At 40.0% G+C, this 14,259-nt stretch carries 11 protein-coding genes; 6 read left to right on the top strand and 5 right to left on the bottom strand.

The window, feature by feature from the left end:
• Positions 1-7: 7 nt before the first annotated feature.
• The 4 genes from ABZP26_RS17230 to ABZP26_RS17215 all read left to right on the top strand — a co-directional run bounded on the left by ABZP26_RS17230 (position 8) and on the right by ABZP26_RS17215 (position 7,238).
• The gene (locus ABZP26_RS17230; RefSeq protein ID WP_016899151.1) at positions 8-3,139 is read left to right on the top strand and encodes an efflux RND transporter permease subunit; all 3,132 of its coding nucleotides are present in this window, start codon (positions 8-10) and stop codon (positions 3,137-3,139) included.
• Positions 3,139-4,548 carry an efflux transporter outer membrane subunit gene (locus tag ABZP26_RS17225; protein WP_016899150.1) on the top strand — a complete coding sequence of 470 codons (1,410 nt, stop codon included), beginning with the start codon at positions 3,139-3,141 and terminating at the stop codon, positions 4,546-4,548. The genes ABZP26_RS17230 and ABZP26_RS17225 overlap by 1 nt, the downstream gene beginning before the upstream one ends.
• 138 nt (positions 4,549-4,686) lie before the next feature.
• The gene (locus ABZP26_RS17220; RefSeq protein WP_008464339.1) at positions 4,687-5,307 is read left to right on the top strand and encodes a TetR/AcrR family transcriptional regulator; all 621 of its coding nucleotides are present in this window, start codon (positions 4,687-4,689) and stop codon (positions 5,305-5,307) included.
• 308 nt (positions 5,308-5,615) lie between these two features.
• Entirely contained in the window at positions 5,616-7,238 is a 1,623-nt protein-coding gene (locus ABZP26_RS17215) for a diacylglycerol kinase family protein (protein WP_016899149.1), read from the top strand.
• A 42-nt stretch (positions 7,239-7,280) separates the two neighbouring features.
• Here the strand turns inward: ABZP26_RS17215 and ABZP26_RS17210 are convergent, their stop codons facing one another.
• Positions 7,281-7,589: a VF530 family DNA-binding protein gene (locus tag ABZP26_RS17210; protein ID WP_013463143.1), complete on the bottom strand. Its 309-nt coding sequence runs from the start codon at positions 7,587-7,589 to the stop codon at positions 7,281-7,283.
• 97 nt (positions 7,590-7,686) lie between these two features.
• Positions 7,687-7,989: a DUF1496 domain-containing protein gene (locus ABZP26_RS17205; RefSeq protein WP_128583028.1), complete on the bottom strand. Its 303-nt coding sequence runs from the start codon at positions 7,987-7,989 to the stop codon at positions 7,687-7,689.
• Between the two features lie 102 nt (positions 7,990-8,091).
• On the opposite strand from ABZP26_RS17205, the gene ABZP26_RS17200 reads away from it, so the two are divergent.
• Positions 8,092-8,325, top strand: a complete 234-nt coding sequence (locus tag ABZP26_RS17200; protein ID WP_008112333.1) for a TIGR02647 family protein — start codon at positions 8,092-8,094, stop codon at positions 8,323-8,325.
• A 9-nt stretch (positions 8,326-8,334) separates the two neighbouring features.
• Here ABZP26_RS17200 and maiA read toward each other — a convergent pair whose 3' ends face one another.
• Both maiA and hmgA read right to left on the bottom strand, forming a co-directional pair.
• Positions 8,335-8,964 carry a maleylacetoacetate isomerase gene (maiA, locus tag ABZP26_RS17195; protein ID WP_016899147.1) on the bottom strand — a complete coding sequence of 210 codons (630 nt, stop codon included), beginning with the start codon at positions 8,962-8,964 and terminating at the stop codon, positions 8,335-8,337.
• Between the two features lie 7 nt (positions 8,965-8,971).
• Positions 8,972-10,273: a homogentisate 1,2-dioxygenase gene (gene hmgA / locus ABZP26_RS17190; RefSeq protein WP_016899146.1), complete on the bottom strand. Its 1,302-nt coding sequence runs from the start codon at positions 10,271-10,273 to the stop codon at positions 8,972-8,974.
• Between the two features lie 152 nt (positions 10,274-10,425).
• Here hmgA and ABZP26_RS17185 point away from each other — a divergent pair, with 152 nt between their 5' ends.
• Entirely contained in the window at positions 10,426-10,857 is a 432-nt protein-coding gene (locus tag ABZP26_RS17185) for a MarR family winged helix-turn-helix transcriptional regulator (protein WP_016899145.1), read from the top strand.
• A 48-nt stretch (positions 10,858-10,905) separates the two neighbouring features.
• Here the strand turns inward: ABZP26_RS17185 and ABZP26_RS17180 are convergent, their stop codons facing one another.
• Positions 10,906-14,094, bottom strand: a complete 3,189-nt coding sequence (locus ABZP26_RS17180) for a TonB-dependent receptor (protein ID WP_013463148.1) — start codon at positions 14,092-14,094, stop codon at positions 10,906-10,908.
• Positions 14,095-14,259: the final 165 nt, after the last annotated feature.

Here is a 14,259-nt window from a genome sequence, read left to right as displayed (position 1 = left end):
GAATTTCATGTCACGATTTTTTATCGACAGGCCTATTTTTGCATGGGTACTGGCTATTGTAGTGATGCTTGCAGGTATTATTGCGGTTAAAAGTTTACCCGTTGCTCAGTATCCGTCAATTGCACCGCCTGCTATTACGATTACTGCTAACTACCCTGGTGCTTCTGCGCGTACTTTAGAGGACTCGGTGACCCAGGTTATTGAGCAAAAAATGAAAGGCTTAGATGGCTTGTTGTATATGTCATCGACCTCTGAATCAAGTGGTTCAGCAACATTAACTCTTACCTTTGATGCAGAAACTAACCCTGATATTGCACAAGTGCAAGTGCAAAATAAACTAGCAACAGCTACGCCATTATTACCTGAAGAAGTGCAACGACAGGGCGTTGTGGTTGCTAAGTCATCGTCTAGTTTTTTACTCGTTGTTGGTTTTGTATCGCAAGATGGCAGTATGACCAACATTGACATTGGTGATTACGTATCATCAAACGTACAAGATATTGTTGCGCGTGTTGATGGGGTGGGCGAAGTACAATTGTTCGGCTCTCAATATGCAATGCGTATTTGGCTCGATCCGGCTAAGTTACAAAGCTATAAACTAACGCCAAACGATATCTCTGCGGCAATAAAAGCACAAAATGCGCAAGTATCTGCAGGTCAGCTTGGTGGTATGCCGTCATTGGCTGGTCAACAGCTTAATGCAACGGTGACGGCTCAAAGCCGATTACAAACACCTGAGCAGTTTAAAGATATTTTAGTTAAAACCAACAGCGATGGCTCGGTAGTGCGTTTACAAGATGTTGCTGATGTGGAACTCGGTGGTGAAAACTACGGTGTTGTAGCGCGTTTTAATGGTAAACCGGCATCGGGTTTAGGGGTTAAATTAGCCAGTGGCGCAAACGCTTTGGATACAGCACAAGGTGTAAAAGATGCACTTGAAGAACTTAAACCATTTTTTCCAGAAGGTTTAGAGGCGGTTGTGCCTTATGACACCACTCCTTTTGTTGCATTATCAATCGAAAAAGTAGTACATACCCTAATCGAAGCGGTCGTTTTGGTATTTGTTGTAATGTACTTATTTTTACAAAACTTCAGAGCAACTATTATTCCAACCATTGCGGTGCCTGTCGTATTGCTAGGCACGTTTGGTATTCTATTTACCTTTGGGTATTCCATTAATACCCTCACGATGTTTGCGATGGTACTGGCCATTGGTTTACTCGTAGATGATGCGATCGTTGTTGTCGAAAACGTTGAGCGTTTAATGACCGAAGAAAAGCTCTCTGCGGTTGAAGCAACGCGAAAATCGATGGATGAAATTAAAGGGGCACTGGTAGGTATTGCGATGGTGCTGTCGGCTGTATTTATTCCGATGGCATTCTTTAGTGGCTCTACTGGGGTTATTTATCGTCAGTTCTCTATTACCTTAGTGTCGGCGATGGGACTGTCGGTACTGGTTGCGCTTATTTTAACTCCCGCGCTGTGTGCTACGTTATTAAAGCCTAGCCATGTTCACACCGATGGTAGTTTTATTGGTCGTTTTTTCTCAGGCTTTAACCGTGGTTTTGATAAAACCAATAAAGGTGCGCAAGGTTTTGTTGGCCGCATGATCAAACATTCTAAGCGCTACCTGCTTAGCTATGCATTAATTGTAGGCGGCATGGTGGCTATTTTTTCAAACTTACCAACGGCATTTCTACCTGATGAAGACCAAGGTATTTTGTTTAACCAAGTAATGCTTCCTGCAGGCTCTACTACAGAGCAAACGCTTGAAGTGGTTAAAAAAGTTGAAAACCACTATTTAGAAGATCAATCTGAAGCCGTTAGTTCAATTTTTACGGTAACAGGTTTTAGTTTTGCAGGCTCTGGACAAAACTCAGCAATTGGCTTTGTTAGCTTAAAGCACTGGGATGAGCGCCAACGTGACGACCTATCAGTGGGCGCCGTTGCAGGAAAAGGCATGGGGTATTTTTCAACGATTAAAGAGGCATTTGTATTTGCATTTCCACCTCCGGCGATTGTTGAACTTGGAACCGCAAATGGCTTTAATATGTTTCTACAAGACCGTGTGGGTTTAGGTCATGATGAGCTATTAAAAGCGCGTAATCAGTTATTAGGTATGGCGAGTCAAAGTCCAATATTGGCAGGTGTTCGCCCTAATGGGCAAGAAGATATGCCTGAGTTACAGCTGAATATTGATCTTGCAAAAGCAGAAGCGCTTGGTGTGTCGCAAGGTGATATTAATAGTACGCTTTCGACAGCATGGGGTAGTAGTTATGTAAATGACTTTATCGACCGTGGTCGCGTGAAAAAAGTATACCTGCAAGGTCAAGCCGATGCGAGAATGGTGCCTGAGGACTTAAACAAATGGTATGTGCGTAATAAAAACGGCGATATGGTGCCATTTTCAGCATTTGCTAGTTCTTATTGGTCTTATGGTTCGCCTCGCTTGGAAAGGTATAACGGCTTTTCAGCAATGGAAATCCAAGGCAGTGCAGCGCCAGGCTACAGTACAGGTCAAGCCATGGATGAAATGGAGCGTTTAGTTAAGCAGTTACCACAAGGTATTGCTTCTGAATGGACTGGTATTTCATATCAAGAGCGATCAAGTGGCGGTCAAGCGCCGTTGTTATATGGATTATCACTGTTATTTGTATTCTTATGTTTAGCAGCGCTTTATGAAAGTTGGTCAGTACCATTTGCAGTAATGATGATTGTGCCACTGGGTATTTTTGGTGCGATTGTAGCCGCCTTTATGGGTAACTTATCAAACGATATTTACTTACAAGTGGGTTTATTAACCACCATAGGTTTAGCCTCTAAAAATGCCATTTTAATCGTTGAGTTTGCGATTCATAAAATGGAAGAAGGCTTAAGCTTAGTTGACTCGGCGATTGCCGCTGTACGCCTTCGCTTACGTCCTATTTTAATGACCTCAATGGCCTTTGTGTGTGGTGTGCTTCCATTAGCTATTGCCTCAAGTGCTGGTTCAGGTGCACAAAATGCATTAGGTATTTCAATTATTGGTGGAACACTTGCCGCCTCGTCATTGGTTGTTATTTTTGTACCGTTGTTTTTTGTTTTAGTACGTAGACTGTTTTCAGGAAAAGCTAAAACCACCTCCGAGGAGGAAGTATAATGAGTTTAAGAGCAATCAGTTTTAGTGCTTTTACTTTAGCAATTTTATCTGGATGTCAGTTAGCTCCTCAACAAGAAGCGCTAAATTTACCTGTCCCTGATGCGTATGCATCAGAGACAGGGGATGAGCAGGTGTCCTCGTTAAAATGGCAGCAGTTTTTTAATGATGAAAAACTTAAAACACTGATATCACAAAGTCTTGAACATAATAAAGACCTACAAATAGCTGCTTTAAATGTTCAGCGCGTGCGTGGTTTGTATCAGATTGAAGATTCAGCGTTATATCCATCACTGGATTTTAATGCATCAGGAAGTCGTCAGCGTTTACCCAGCGATTTATCAGCAAGTGGTCAACCACAAATAAGTTCTCAATACAGTGCAACGGTAGGCATGACGGCTTACGAGTTAGATTTATGGGGTAAAGTACGCAATCAGTCAGAGCAAGCATTACAAACGCTTTATTCAACTCAGCTGAGCCAATACACCATGCAAGTGTCGTTAATTGCAGAGCTTGCTAATGCTTGGTTAAATTACGCGACCGATCAACAGTTGTTAGCGTTGGCACAAGAGACGTTATCATCGCAGCAAGCATCCTTATCATTAACCCAAAAAAGTGTTGATTTAGGTGCCGCTTCTAAAATTACGCTGGAACAACTTAAAAGTACGGTAGCCACCGCGAAAGTTGATATTGCTAAATACCAACGTTTAGTGAAACGCGATAAAAACGCGCTTGATTTATTAGTAGGTAAAACGGTAGGTGAGGATTTACTGCCAAGTAAGTCATTAAATTATTTATTAGACTTGCCTAGTGTGCCTGTGGGTTTACCTTCTGATTTACTAACGCAGCGACCAGATATAAAAGCAGCAGAGCATCAGCTGTTAGCCGCTAACGCTAACATTGGTATTGCCCGTGCAGCGTTTTACCCGAGCATTAGTTTAACTGCCAATGCAGGAACTGCATCACGTGATTTAAGTAATTTATTTGATGCAGGCTCAGGCACATGGAGCTTCATGCCATCGGTAAATTTACCTATTTTTAATATGGGTCGAAATCAAGCAAATTTAGATGTCGCTAACGCAGAGCAACAAGTTGCTGTAGCAACGTACCAGCAAAAAATACAGCAAGCATTTCGTGAAGTTGCTGATGTACTTGCGGATAGAGAAGGCTATAACGCACAGTTAATGGCTCTTGAGGAGTTATTACAAAGCCGAAAGACAACCTTTGAATTATCGCAGGCGCGCTACGACAAAGGGGTTGATAGCTTTTTACAAGTGCTTGACGCTCAGCGAACTTGGTATAGCGCAAGGCAGCAATTGATCACGGGCCAACAAGCTGTGCTTGCAAGCCAAATCAATTTATACAAAGCGGTTGGCGGTGGCTGGCAGACCACTACTTCAACCGTTAAGTAAATTAGTACGCATAAAGCCTGTTAACAATAAAAGGTTTTATGCGTGATTAAAGTAATGCCCGTTTAGCGTTTATTTTTTGTGTTCAAAGCAGTAAACGCTAAATATTTCGAGTTGAGAGACTCGATACTGGAGTTTCAAATGAAACCTAAAAATAAAAAACACCTAGATCCGGTGCAAGCACAAGCGCGTCGCGAGCAGGTATTAACCGCCGCTGCTGATTGTTTTCGTCGCAAAGGCTACCATGGCGCAGGTATGGCAGAAATAGCTAAAACAGCCGGGATGAGTGCCGGCCATATTTATAATTACTTTGAAAGTAAAGAAGCCATAATTGAAAGTATTATTGAACAAGATATGGAAGAAATGTTTTCCATATTTCAAGAGTTTGAAGATCAACCTGGCGATATTTTAACGGTGTTACTTGATGGCTTACACCATGGTGTGCAGCGTCATATGGATACGGGGGCCTGCGTAGTTGACTTAGACATGATGGCAGAGGCCAGTAGAAACAAAAAAGTCGCTTTATTACTACGCGAGGCTGATACGCAAGCACGTAACAGAATGCGTGATTTATTAGTCAGTGAAAGTAGTTTAATAAAATCACATTCAGAGCAAGAACTCGAAAGCCGCATTAATGTGATTTTCTCAGTGATGGCCGGACTGCTATTACGAAAAATGTTATTTCCTGAATTGACCGAGGAAACCGTATTGATTGCACTGCGCCCAGCGATGAAAACATTACTTATGCCATTTGATAAATAATAAGTTGAAGCATTAAATAACTATGAATATTTGACTGATATTGTTGTAAATATGAAAGAGTTATATCAATTTAGCTGCTTTTATTTAAGCGTAATCAATAAAAACTGAGTACGATGTTTTAGCGTGAAGTTATAACTTTTTATATTAAAAAAGCTATTATTAACAGCGGGTTATGGTTAAGTGATGTGGTTTCAACACCGGTGGTGCAGTGGCATCAAACAAGATAAATTGCTTTTTTGGCGTATTATTTGCAAGTTAGGACTATATTAAAGGCGCTAATATGGCGCTGCCAACTTAAAGGAGAGCACATGTGGGCTGCAGTCAGTTATCTTGTAACAGCATTAGTATTTATAGTACTGGGATTGAAGGTTAATTCTGTTTACTTCGCGGTTGCATTTTTTTGGACGGCGCTGTCGCTGATATTGGTCAGCGGTGCTTATTTTTTTAATGCGGGAAAAATATTCAGAAAGCGAGAAAATGGCGTTATCCCTTTTTACATTCGTTGGGCATTTGTTCCTTTTTTGTTAGGTGCACAAATTTATAATGCATGGTCACGCAAACACGATAAGGTACCCCCAATTCAACAAATAAACGATAACTTATTTTTAGCATGTCGTTTGTTTCCCTCTGATATAGATACATTAAAAGAAAATGGCATTACCGCTATTTTAGATGTGACTTGTGAATTTGATGGACTTGAGTGGACATCTACCCAAGAAAATATTAGTTATTTAAACATTCCTGTTCTTGATCATAGTGTGCCTACTCACTCGCAATTAAACCAGGCAATTAACTGGATCCATCACCATATAAAGAAAGACCGTCGTGTTGTGGTGCATTGTGCATTAGGTCGCGGACGTTCGGTGTTTGTTATGGCAGCGTATTTATTGAGTCAAAATAAAGAAGCTAATGTACATGACATTCTTGCTCAAATCAAAGAAACACGTGAAACAGCCAATCTTAATAAACGCCAATTACGCCATTTAGTTAAGCGCCATCGCAGGGGGGAGCTACTGATAAAAAATAAAGCATATTTAATTGCTAATCCTGTATCAGGCACTAAGTTATGGTCTGAAAAAGAGCATTTAATCGTTACACGTTTATCTGCTTATTATGATTTAACCATTTTAAAAACTACACCGGAACAAAACGGCATTACATTGGCTAAACAAGCTATAGAGCACGAGCCTGATATTATAATTGCCTGCGGTGGAGATGGCACAGTCACTGAGGTTGCGAGTGTTTTAGTGGGTACGTCTTGTCGATTAGGAATTATACCGTTGGGGACAGCTAATGCGTTGGCCCATGTGCTGATGGGAATAAAATCTAAATTTATTCCTGTTGAGCAAGCGTGCGATTTAATAATTGATGGTCAGACAAACCTGATCGATACCGCATATTGTAATAACGATTTGATGTTATTGCTAATTGGCATTGGCTTTGAGCATGCAATGATTGAAAAAGCAGATAGAGAGTCGAAAAATAAATCTGGCCAGCTTGCTTATTTAAATGGGTTTTTACATTCCTTTGGCGAGAATAAAGCGCAAAAGCTGATGGTTAAACTCGATGATAATGAGCCTGAAGCTATTAATACAAATAGCTTTATTGTCGCTAATGCTGCCCCATTTACAACCCTTTTAGCCCAAGGTGGGGGACAACCCGACCACCGTGATGGATTATTAGACGTAAACTGGTTAACGCCAAACAAAGACAATGAAACCACAGTATTGAGTATTGCTGAGCTAATGTTTAGCAGTATCACGCAAACACATTTTGCTATTAACTCGCATTATACTAACGCAAAACGTGTAGAGATAAGCGCAGATAAAACGCTAGATTATGTAATTGATGGTGAGGTTAAATCTGCCGATAAAGTGGTAGTGAATATTAACCCTGCTTCATTGAATGTAATATGCCAAGAACAAAACTAACTGACTAAAAATGGCGTAAATATTACGCCATTTAGCACTCATTTATTTTTTAATAGAGGGCCATACAAAATCTGATGTATCAGGTTGCGTGGGCTCTGTTGGTTTTGGTTTATTTCTGGGTTTTCGTAGCGGTTTATTACTCATGGTATGAATATAAAGTGCTTCTACTTTATCTCTTGCCCATGGGGTTTTACGTAAAAATTTTAAGCTTGATTTGATACTCGGAGAATCAGTAAAGCATTTTATGTTTACTTGTTCACCCATTGCTTTAAAGCCTAAACGTTGCTCTAGTTCTACAAGAATTTGCTCTAAAGTTATCCCATGTAGCGGGTTTTTTGGTTGATTATTCATAGTCACACTGCTTTTTTAAACTGCATGTATTGTAACGTATCCCACCGCATCTTAATAGTTTGGAGATGGCTGGCAGATTCCAGATTGTTAATCTTGATTAATTTACAGTAATAGTTGCAGGCTTCTTGGGGTAAATAAGGTTACCTTGCTTATCAAGCTTTAGCCAAATCAATTGACTGTTGTTATGTTGGGGGTACTTTGCAGCACAAATAAGCGTAACTGAGTGAACCTGCAGTATAGCTCCTTCGCTGTAACGTTTATTATCATACCAGCACTCAGTGTTAGTGTTTATAAGCTGGGTAGCATCAACAATAGGAAGCGTTTTTATTGTGCCAGCGAAGCTTAAAGCTGAAAAACACAAGCATAAAACAGTAATAAACGAAGTAAAATAATAACGCATCAAAAACCTCCAGTATTTAAAATAAGTACACTTAGCAAAAAACATGCTAGGGTAAGTAAGACAATATAAGTAAAACACAGAACAATAAAAAGGTGAACTGATATGCTATTTAATCAAACCATGATTGACGAATTTACACTACTAGCAAAATTTCCACGCGAGAGCAAAATGCAGGGAATTAAACTTCATTCAGACGCTGAACCCGCCTTACTAAGCGCAGCACAACGTTTGTTCGATAAAGGGGTTATAGATAGCCCAGATGGCGGTTATTTAACCGAACTGGGCTTAGATTTAATTGAGCATGTGACGGTAATACACAGTGCACTTAAAAGTTAATTTACTCTATTAGTTTGCATCAGGTTGATTTTCAGGGGCTGCATCAATAAAGGCTGCCAACTCATTACAACGCTGATATATGGCTGCTATTTTAGGGTAGGCAGCCATATCTACTTTAAAACGAATGGCATTAAATACCTGCGGTACTAAACATACATCAGCTAAGCTTGGCGACTCGCCTGCGCAAAATGTATTTTTACTATCGAGCATGCGTTCTATTTTTTCAAAACCCACTTCAACCCAGTGGCGGTACCATTTATTTTTTGCTTCATCATCAACATTGAGTTCACTACTTAAATACTTAAGCACACGTAAATTATCAATCGGGTGAATATCACACGCAATTGCATAACTTAAATTGCGAATATGTGCTTTTTGCCATGCATTACCAGGCAGTAATGGTGTTTCAGGGTATTGCTCTTCAAGGTACTCTAAAATTGCTAGAGATTGACCTAATACGCCGTCTTCCGTTTCTAAAGCAGGTAAAAGTCCTTGGGGGTTTTTCTGTAAGTAATCTGTGCTTTGTTGCTCTGATTTTAGTAAGTTTACCGGCACCAACTGGTGATCAATATTTTTTAGGTTTAATGCGATGCGCACACGATACGCTGCAGATGAGCGAAAATAAGTATAAAGCTTCATAATCTAATTACCCTTGATTGCCGTTAAAGTGTTTTTTGATTGTGCGCCAGCAGTCAGTGTAATTAGCTTGACGCTCTTTACCTTCTAATGCATATTTAGTTGGCGATATTACATAACGTGACTCAAACATAAACGCCAGCGTATTATCGTAGCGTTGTGGTTCTAAGTCCGCATTTGACGCTTTTTCAAATACATCCGCCTCAGGACCATGCGGCGACATACAGTTATGTAAGCTCATCCCTCCAGGTACAAAACCATGCTCTTTTGCATCATAAACGCCTTCGATTAAACCCATAAACTCACTCATAATATTACGGTGATAGTAAGGCGGGCGGAAGGTGTTTTCAGCCACCATCCAACGCGGTGGGAAAATAGCAAAATCGATATTTGCAACGCCTTCAGTGCCTGATGGCGAGGTTAGTACCGTGAAAATTGATGGATCGGGGTGATCAAAGCTAACGGTATTCATGACATTAAAGCGAGCTAAGTCGTATTTGTAAGGCGCACTATTGCCTGTCCAAGCAACAACATCCAGAGGAGAATGACCAATATCACAACGAAACATATTGCCATTAAATTTAGCAATCAGTTCAAATTCGCCTTCGATGTCTTCAAAAGCCGCTACTGGATATTGAAAGTCGCGGTCGTTAGCGTAACCATTTGCGCCAACAGGACCGCGCTCAGCAAGAACATAAGCATGGCCGTAGTTTTCACAAATGTACCCACGGGCTGTGTCAGTTAATAATTGAACCTGAAACTTAATGCCGCGCGGAATGACCGCAATTTCACCGGCTTTAATACTTAAATGCCCGAGTTCTGTTTTAAGTAATAACTCGCCGTGTTGTGGTACAAATAACATTTCGCCATCGGCGTTATAAAAAAAGCGCTTGTCCATTGATTTGTTGGCGACATAAACATGAATGCCAATACCGGCTTGCCCATTGGCGCTGCCATTTGCAGCCATAGTGATCAGCCCATCAATAAAATCAGTAGGTGCTGCTGGTATATCAATGGGATCCCAACGAAGCATGGTGGGCGGCGTTGGCACTTCAGTAATAGGCGCTGTTCTAATTAAGCCATTGTCTATGGCTGTGTAATCGCCTTGTACAACTGATGGACGAATACGGTACATCCACGTGCGGCGATTATCGGCGCGCGGAGCAGTAAATGCAGTGGTACTAAATTGCTCTGCGTATAAATCGTATTTTACTTTTTGCGGGCTAAATTGCCCAATCGGTAATGCACCAGGCAGCGCTTCGGTTTCAAATTCATTACCAAAGCCGGTCATATAGTTTAATTGTGTCGCCATTACTGACTCCTATGAAAGTGGGGGAGTGTTATATTTTTGTTATTTACGCTAAGATACTCTCAAGTGAGACTAATATCAAACACACTGATTATGACCCTTGTAAATAAAAGTGAACAAATAAAAGTCGTATGTAAATAAATAAGTGATTCAATATGAAAATAGATTTAACGACATTTTTGCCTTACCAATTAACACACTTAGCAACACTGGTAAGTAATGATTTTTCGAGTATTTATAAAAAAGAGTTTGATTTAACTATTCCTCAGTGGCGAATAATCGCTAATTTAGCACAATCTGGGCAAAGCACAGCAAAGCAGCTATGTACTCAAGCGGATATGGATAAGTCGACAGTATCAAGGGCAGTAAAAACGCTAATTGATGAAGGGCTTATTTATAGCGAGTTAAATAAGCATGATAAGCGCGCTGCATTTTTGATGCTAAGTGATAAGGGCATGGCTTTATATGAAAAAATAACGCCACAAGCATTGCAGTGGGAGCGTGCATTATTAAGCTGCCTGTCGGATGCTGAACAGCATCAGCTAATCGCAATTTTTGATAAATTAAAAAATAAATTACAGGCATAAAAAAGCCCACAAAGTGGGCTTTTAAATACACTAATTTAATCAATCAAATTAGAACGTGTAACGAACACCTACACGCATTTCCCATAAAGACGCATCGCGTTGTACAGACTGTTCAGCACTACGTGCACTGAAGTTTGAGTAAACGTATTGACCTTGGTCATTAATATTTACTTCAACCATCTTATTACCCACGAAAGAGCCTTTTCTTAATACACCCCAATCATCGTTTAACATATTCGTTAAGTTATCGATTACGAAGAATGCTTCACCTTTATGGCCATCCATAAAGCCAGGTACTTCTTGAGTGATTTTAAAGTTAAATTTAACGAACCAATCAGAGTTCTGTTGATTACGACCAGTGATTTCACCACGTTTAAGACCTTCAGATGCGATAAAGTCATTAAACTCATTGATTTCATCAGCACTCATGTTGTAGACAACGTTTGGATCATTTTCAAGTGGTACATACAATAATTGACGCGCGCCATTAGAGTTTCTATCACCAAATTGAATATCGCCCGCACCGGTGTCACGATTACTCTTGTAAGTAAAGCTATATGGTAAACCTTTGTATGCTTCACCAAATAGGTTAAAGCGGGTGTTATAACCATCGAAGAACTCGTGCTTATAACCTAGATTTAATGTAAAGCGATGTGGAATTTCGTAATCAGATGATGCCACGCCAGGGTTACCTGGGTTTGATGTTGCTAGGTTACCGTAGTTTGAGCTGGCTACAGAGCTAGTCATTGGGTTTACATCATCTGCATCAGTGTAAGCGTATGAGAACTGAACGCTAACGCCATTATCAAATGCTTTACTTACTGCAGCAGATATAATTGAAGACTCACCACTATCACCATTCACATTTGTTAGTAATAGTTCACCACTACGATATTTACCTGGATTTAATGGATCTTCTTTTCTTTCATAGATAGGACGACCATCAAAAGTAGTTTTACCAGAATCTTGTAAAGCAATATCTACAAGAGTCGCTGCATCTCGCTTCTTAGTGTAAAGATAATCCAAAGCAATAACATAGTCGTTTTCTGTAGTATATGTAGCACCTAAAGAGTACTTCCACTCTGATGGGATTTCAAAGTTAGGATCTACCGCGTTTGTTGTAGCATCACCCGAACCAATTTCAGTATTTGCTACTTTATCAAACATATCTTGTGGAACGTCGTAACCTGGAGTACCACCATTTACATTTGGCGTATCAAATAGGTCAACTAGAGTGACTTCATCATCACCAGAACCAACTTTATAAGAATTACTGATATCGCTGATATAAGCACCAATATTGGTGATACCATCATTTGAATATGAGTTAGACAACCATACATTAGGGTTACCGCCTGAGAACAAACCAACACCCGCACGTACTTCTAGTGCATCGGTTGCATACCACTCAAAACCTACGCGTGGTTGAATTAAATCAATACCGTCAAACGTTGACTGATTGCTAAAACCGTAACGATTAGTGAAATTCTGATTTAATGTTGGTTTGTCATCGCTTGAATAGCTGTCGTAACGAAGACCAAATGTTAATGATGCATCGATATCTGAAAAGCTGTATTCATCTTGTACATAAAATGTATTTTGTGAATAAGCAAAGTTAGCAGCTGCATCATTTGGGTTATTCGTACTTGCAGAGTTATTATAATAAACTGCATTAGCAATCCCATTTCTGTATGCGTCAATCGAAGCAAAACGCCATTCACCTTCAGTATGTTGTACGAATTGGTTAAATACTTCTAACTTTTCATACTCAAAACCAGCGGTAATCGTGTGCTGATCAAGGTAGTAGGTACCTGAGAATTTAGCTGTTGTGGTATCGTAGTTTAAATCATTTGATTGACGAGAGTCATCAGGACCAACGTACACCGTGGCATTATCTGTGCTGATTTGGAACTCACCAAAACCGCTTGCTGCGTCTAAAGATTGAACGCGAGCGTCAAGCTCTGATTTACCTAAACGAACTTCAGTTGAAAAGTTGTCATTCCAATCAGAGTAAAGTGATGCAACGATTGAAGTGAACTCTGCGCCTTGCTCATAAAAGTGGCTGTCAAATGCGAGCTCATCACCATCTGCATCTGATTGCGATAAAGTAAAGCCATCATTGTAGTTATAAATTAGGTTAGCACGGTGGTCATCGTTGATGTTCCAATCTAGCTTCACTAAGATTTTTTCATCTTCTACTGGTGAGCTAGCTGGTGTTGCACCGGCTTCGTAACCATAAACGTCACGTGTAATTTGTTTAATTTCATCAATTTCTGCAGAAGACACTAAAGATGAATAGTTAAACTGTTTAACACCTTCAAGTTTTTCGTAAGAAGTGAAAAGGAACAGCGTGTCATTAATTAGCGGTAAACCAACATTAAAGCCATAACGTTTTTCACTGTAATCGCCGTTATCAACGTCATTACCTTCAATCTTATCGCCTTTCATCGAATCGTTAGTGTAATCGTAGAATACACCACCGTGAATGTCGTTGCCGCCAGATTTGGTAACTGCATTGATGTTACATGATGTAAAACCACCATATTGAACATCAAAAGGGGCTAATTCTACCGCTACTTGCTCGATTGAATCAAAAGAGAATGGAGCGCGAATAGTAGGGTAACCGTTTGAGCTTAAACCAAAGTTATCGTTCATACGAACGCCATCAAGGGTTAAGCTGTTAAAACGTGGATTACCACCACCACAGTTGATTGAACCACGGCTATCATCGATAGCAACGCGAGGGTCAATACGAATAATATCTTTTAAATCACGGTTAATAGCTGGTTGATTTTCAAGATCGCTTAACGTAAATGTTGAAGCAGGGCCCGTACCACCAGACATAGTGCTAATAGGGCGACCAGTTACTACGATTTGTTCAACATCTGAGATATTTTCAAGTGAAGTATTAACAGGGTAGTCGCTACCAATGTTCAAGATAATATTATTGAACTCTTGGTCAGCATAGATGTCTGAGTCTACGATTACTTTGTAAGGGCCGCCAACACGAAGACCTTTAGCAGTAAAGTAACCAGCGTCATTTACTTCAGTTGTTTTAACAGAGCCTGAAGGAACGTGTAAAATAGTAATTTTAGTTCCTGCAGCAGGGTTACCGTTAGGACCCTTTATTTGACCTTTAATTGCAGAGGTTGTTTCGTTTGCAATTGCAGCACCACTCACACCAACACATGCTGCTATAGCAAGTGATAGAGCTGTTTTGCGAAGTTGAATTTTCATTTTATTTTCCCGTGTAGTTAAATAAACTTTTAATAGCTTTTTTATTTTAATTTTGGATTAAGCGACCGCAAAATACACTTAACCCAAAATACTTACATAGTGTACCTCATTTGTTTGTTACAAATAAAATACAACTGTAATTTTTTTATTATAAAACACTTTATT

This window comes from Pseudoalteromonas sp. SD03 (genome assembly GCF_040937955.1).
Classification (GTDB): Bacteria; Pseudomonadota; Gammaproteobacteria; order Enterobacterales; family Alteromonadaceae; genus Pseudoalteromonas; species Pseudoalteromonas tetraodonis.
Note: the sequence above shows the minus strand (reverse complement) of the source record. Positions and strands in the feature narration are given on the sequence as shown.

Excerpts from the sequence above, each read along its gene's own strand:
- ABZP26_RS17210 (WP_013463143.1), bottom strand. The coding sequence starts at position 7,589 with ATGAATAATCAACCAAAAAACCCGCTACATGGGATAACTTTAGAGCAA.
- ABZP26_RS17230 (WP_016899151.1), top strand. The coding sequence starts at position 8 with ATGTCACGATTTTTTATCGACAGGCCTATTTTTGCATGGGTACTGGCT.
- maiA (WP_016899147.1), bottom strand. The coding sequence starts at position 8,964 with ATGAAGCTTTATACTTATTTTCGCTCATCTGCAGCGTATCGTGTGCGC.
- ABZP26_RS17215 (WP_016899149.1), top strand. The coding sequence starts at position 5,616 with ATGTGGGCTGCAGTCAGTTATCTTGTAACAGCATTAGTATTTATAGTA.
- ABZP26_RS17200 (WP_008112333.1), top strand. The coding sequence starts at position 8,092 with ATGCTATTTAATCAAACCATGATTGACGAATTTACACTACTAGCAAAA.
- ABZP26_RS17220 (WP_008464339.1), top strand. The coding sequence starts at position 4,687 with ATGAAACCTAAAAATAAAAAACACCTAGATCCGGTGCAAGCACAAGCG.
- ABZP26_RS17225 (WP_016899150.1), top strand. The coding sequence starts at position 3,139 with ATGAGTTTAAGAGCAATCAGTTTTAGTGCTTTTACTTTAGCAATTTTA.
- ABZP26_RS17180 (WP_013463148.1), bottom strand. The coding sequence starts at position 14,094 with ATGAAAATTCAACTTCGCAAAACAGCTCTATCACTTGCTATAGCAGCA.
- hmgA (WP_016899146.1), bottom strand. The coding sequence starts at position 10,273 with ATGGCGACACAATTAAACTATATGACCGGCTTTGGTAATGAATTTGAA.
- ABZP26_RS17205 (WP_128583028.1), bottom strand. The coding sequence starts at position 7,989 with ATGCGTTATTATTTTACTTCGTTTATTACTGTTTTATGCTTGTGTTTT.
- ABZP26_RS17185 (WP_016899145.1), top strand. The coding sequence starts at position 10,426 with ATGAAAATAGATTTAACGACATTTTTGCCTTACCAATTAACACACTTA.